Origin of the sequence: uncultured Thermus sp. (assembly GCF_938010445.1) — a bacterium.
GTDB classification, from domain to species: domain Bacteria; phylum Deinococcota; class Deinococci; order Deinococcales; family Thermaceae; genus Thermus; species Thermus altitudinis.
Genome location: NZ_CALLUR010000159.1, coordinates 1 through 3,889, shown reverse-complemented (window position 1 = coordinate 3,889; position 3,889 = coordinate 1). Strand labels below are relative to the sequence as shown.

Here is a 3,889-nt window from a genome sequence, read left to right as displayed (position 1 = left end):
TGAGCCCGGTGGAGCTAGGGGCCCATGCCATGCGGGCGGCCCTGGACCGGGCGGGGGTGGAGGGGAAGGCCTTGGACCTCTACGTGTTCGGCAATGTGCTGAGAGCCGGGCATGGGCAGCTCCTGCCCCGGCAGGCGGCCCTTAGGGCCGGCATCCCCAAGGAGGTGGACGGGTACCAGGTGGACATGGTCTGCGCCTCGGGGATGATGGCGGTGATGAACGCCGTGCAGTTCCTGCGCACGGGGGAGGCGCAGCTGGTGCTGGCGGGGGGCATGGAGTCCATGAGCCAGGCGGGGTTTTACCTCTCCCATAGGGCCAGGTGGGGGTACAAGTTCCTCATGGGGGCGCCGGAGGGCCTGCAGGACATCCTGCTTCGGGATGGCCTGTCGGACCCCTTCAGCGGGGAGGCCATGGGGGAGCAGGCGGAGAGGCTGGCCCAGGACTACGGGGTAACCCGGGAGGAGGTGGACGAGGCCGCCTACCTCTCCCACCAAAGGGCGGCGGAGGCCACGGAAAGGGGCCTTTTTGCCCAGGAGATGGCCCCCATGGAGCTACCGGGGAAGAGGGGGTCGGTGGTGGTGGACCGGGACGAGGGCATCCGCCCCGAGACCACCCGGGAATCCCTGGCGGCCCTAAGGCCCGCCTTCAGGAAGGATGGCATCCTCACCGCGGGGAATGCCAGCCAGATCTCCGATGGGGCGGCGGCCCTGCTCCTGGCCTCGGCGGAAGCGGTGAAGGCCCATGGCCTCAAGCCCCTGGCCCGGGTGCTGGGGGGGGCCTGGGCGGCGGGGGAGGCCTGGCGTTTCCCCGAGGCCCCCATTCCCGCGGTGCGGCGGCTTCTGGAGCGGCTGGGCATGGGCCTTGGAGACTTCGGCCTCTTTGAGAACAACGAGGCCTTTGCCCTGAATAACGTCCTCTTCCACCGGCTCCTAGGGGTGCCCTATGAGCGCCTTAACGTCTTCGGGGGGGCGGTGGCCCTGGGGCATCCCATCGGGGCCAGCGGGGCTAGGATTCTGGTTACCCTGCTGAATGCCCTTAGGGCCAAGGGGGAGCAAAGGGGCCTGGCGGCCATCTGCCACGGCACCGGGGGGTCCACGGCCTTGGCGGTGGAGTTGGTCTAGACCAGGCCGTCCAGGTCGTAGGCCTCGAGGCGGAACTCCTCCAAGGCCACCCGGAAGGCTCCTTGGTACGCGAGAAAGCGGGCCGCTTCCCGCAGGGTTTCCTCCACCCAGGCGGGGTCGTTGCCCAAGAGGCTTAGGCCCACCACCTCAAACCCCCAGGCGTCCAGGCCGTAAAGCCGGGCGGCACTCACGGGAAAGCGGGCCTTGACCCGCTCCAGGGCAGGCTTGATGAGGGCGCGCTTTTCCTTTAGGCTACGGGCTTTCGTCTCTAGCCTTGCGGTGTAGAGGCCCAGGTAGGCTTTCATGGCGAGAACGCCGCCGGCGTCAAGGATAGTTTGCCCTAGGCCGAGCCTGGACGCAACTATGACCCTTTTTCCTCCTCCGCCAAAATGGCTTCCAGATGCCGGATGAGAACGGGTATGTCCCTGTAGGCGATGGCAGCCACGATTTCCATGTCCACGTCAAAATATTCATGAATAAGCCGGTTGCGAAGGTCAGCTATGCTGCGCCAAGGTACATGAGTGTACCGTTCCTGGAACTCTGGGGAGAGGCCCTTGGCCGCCTCCCCTAGGATTTCCAGGAGGCGCACCACGGCCAAGGCGGGGGTATCTTCGGGGGCTAAGGCCGCAAGGTCTACCTGGAGGGATAGCTCCTGGATTCTCTGGGCGGCATCCCGCATATGGAGAAGGCGGGTTCGGTCAGAAAGGTTCCGTTTCCTCATAGAGGGATCGGGCCTCCTTGAGCACCTCTTCCCGGAAGTAACGGCTAAGGCTTCGGGGTGTATGGAGGTCTACCCGCTTGCCCAGGAGACGGGAAAGCTCCTTTTCCAGGGCCAGGAACTCCAGGCCCGGTACCTTGCCGGGCTGGAACTCCACCAAAAGGTCCAGGTCGCTTTCCGCATCCGCTTCTCCCCGGGCAAAGGAGCCAAAAACCCAAAGGCGCCTTACACCGTAGCGGCGGCACACTTGGGTAAGGGCCTCGAGGGTGGAGCCTAAAACCTCTGGGGACACCAGCCCATGGTAGCGGCCCGCCGCCCTAGAGGAAAAGCCCGGGACCTCACCTTGGTGGAGGCCTTCAGAACATGGGACCGATGCGGAAGTGGAGCCTTCCCGTGGGGCTTTCCGGGCTGAAGGCGTAGTCCAGGCGCAAGGAGGGGAGAAGGGCCCCGAAGAGGTCCAGGTCCAGCTGGAAGCCTAGGCCTGCCCCCCACTTCACCCCGCCGGTGTTGTCGGCGAGGCCCATGTCGGCGAAGAGGATCCCGTAGAGGTTGGTGCCCCCCTGGGGGGAGAGGCGGAAGTCGTAGCGGTACTCCACGCTCCCCGTGGCGAAGGAAAGCCCCCCGTACTTGCGGTCCTCGTAGCCCCTCAGGAGGAAGGCCTCGGCCCCACCTCCCGAGAGGAAGAACCGTTCCCCCTCTGGGGGGAAGCCAAACAAGGTGCCCGCGGAGAGGCGGAAGGCCAGGGCCTGGCGCCGCTCCTCGTCCAAGGGCAGGTAGGTCTTGCCCGTGGCCACCAGGGGCACGAAGAAGCTCCGTCCCCCCGTGTCGGGGAAGGAGAGGCCCAATCCGGTGCTGAGGCCCGCCTCGTAGCCCTGGGTGCGGAAGCGGGGGTTGTCCACCTCGGTGTAGGTGAGGCCGGTGTCCAGCCTCAGGGTCCAGCCGGGGGTGGGGAGGAGGCTTTGGGCCTGGCCCAGATCCCTGTAGTTGGTGCCGTCGCAGTACTTGGGGTCGCCGGGGTTGGTGATGGCGGGGTCACAGGGGGCCTTGGGGTCAAAGACCTCGAGGGCATACGCCGAGCGCCTCAGGGAAAGCCCCAAGGAGAGGCGCAGGTTCTCCAGGTCCTTGGAGAAGGGGCGGGAAAGGGAGAAGCTACCCCCGGTGCGCCTTTCCGTGTACTCCCAGCCAGTGTCGGTGCTCCCGTCCAGGAGCTTGTTGTTGCCGATGGGGGTGGAGAAGAGGCTAAAGGAGAGGCCGGTGCGCACCTCCTTGAGGTCCAGGTAGTCCAGGTAGAGCCAAGGGATGGTGTAGCTGGTGGAGAAGGAGAGGTTATCCCGGGCGTCGTTTTGCACGAAGGCCAGGTCCACCGCCACCTGGTGGGCCAGGCCGAAGAGGTTGGTCTCCTTGAAGGAGACGCTTCCCGACCAGCCCTCCAAGGAGCTCCAGCCCAAGGCGGGCTGGAAGAGGCCGGTGCGGGCCTCCTTCAGGGAGAGGACCACCAGCACCTGGTCCTCCTTTTCCCCGGGGGCCAGGCCCACCCGGGGAGGCTCGGAAAGAAGCCCCGTGGCCATGAGGCGGGCGATGGCCTGGCGCAGGGCGGGGACGCTGAAGAGGCTTCCCGGCTTGGGCAGCTCCCTGAGGATCACCTCCTCCTGGGTGCGGTGCTCCCCCTGCCACTCCAGGCGGTAGCCCCCGATCTTGAGCTCCAGCACCTGGAGGCGGAAGACCCCTTCCTGGAAGCCGTAGCGCACATCGGCCACCTCGTACCCCTTTTCTTGGTAATAGGCGGCAAGGCGCCTGGCATCCTCCTGGGCCAGGGCGGGGGTGTAGACCTCCCCCGGCCCAAGCCGCAGGAGGCCCAAGAGGGTTTCCGTAGGGAAGGCGGTGTGGCCGGTGATCTCCACCCGTTCTATGGCCCCGCCCTCAGGCCCCGCCTGGAGCCGTACCACCACCCCTTCCCTTTCCGGCTCCAGGCTGAAGTTCACCACCCGGGAAAGCTTTCGGGAAAGGGCCTGCACCCCCTCCAGGAGGACGTCGTAGCGCAGGTAATCCC

At 66.4% G+C, this 3,889-nt stretch carries 5 protein-coding genes; 1 reads left to right on the top strand and 4 read right to left on the bottom strand.

The window, feature by feature from the left end; genetic code table 11:
- Nucleotides 1-1,121, top strand: a 1,121-nt coding sequence (locus tag Q0693_RS08835; protein WP_298630885.1) for a thiolase family protein, incomplete at its 5' end; no start/stop codon positions are given.
- Here Q0693_RS08835 and Q0693_RS08830 read toward each other — a convergent pair.
- The 4 genes from Q0693_RS08830 to Q0693_RS08815 form a co-directional block, all read right to left on the bottom strand.
- A complete protein-coding gene (locus tag Q0693_RS08830; protein WP_243029316.1) occupies nucleotides 1,118-1,426 on the bottom strand; it encodes a DUF503 domain-containing protein in 309 nt (102 codons plus the stop codon). The two genes, Q0693_RS08835 and Q0693_RS08830, sit on opposite strands and share 4 nt — an antisense overlap.
- A gap of 56 nt (nucleotides 1,427-1,482) precedes the next feature.
- On the bottom strand, nucleotides 1,483-1,842 hold the full coding sequence (locus Q0693_RS08825) for a HepT-like ribonuclease domain-containing protein (RefSeq protein WP_298630880.1): 360 nt from the start codon (nucleotides 1,840-1,842) through the stop codon (nucleotides 1,483-1,485).
- Entirely contained in the window at nucleotides 1,820-2,131 is a 312-nt protein-coding gene (locus Q0693_RS08820; protein WP_298630877.1) for a nucleotidyltransferase family protein, read from the bottom strand. Before Q0693_RS08820 ends, Q0693_RS08825 begins: the two co-directional genes overlap by 23 nt.
- Before the next feature lie 64 nt (nucleotides 2,132-2,195).
- Nucleotides 2,196-3,889, bottom strand: a 1,694-nt coding sequence (locus tag Q0693_RS08815; protein ID WP_298630875.1) for a BamA/TamA family outer membrane protein, incomplete at its 5' end; no start/stop codon positions are given.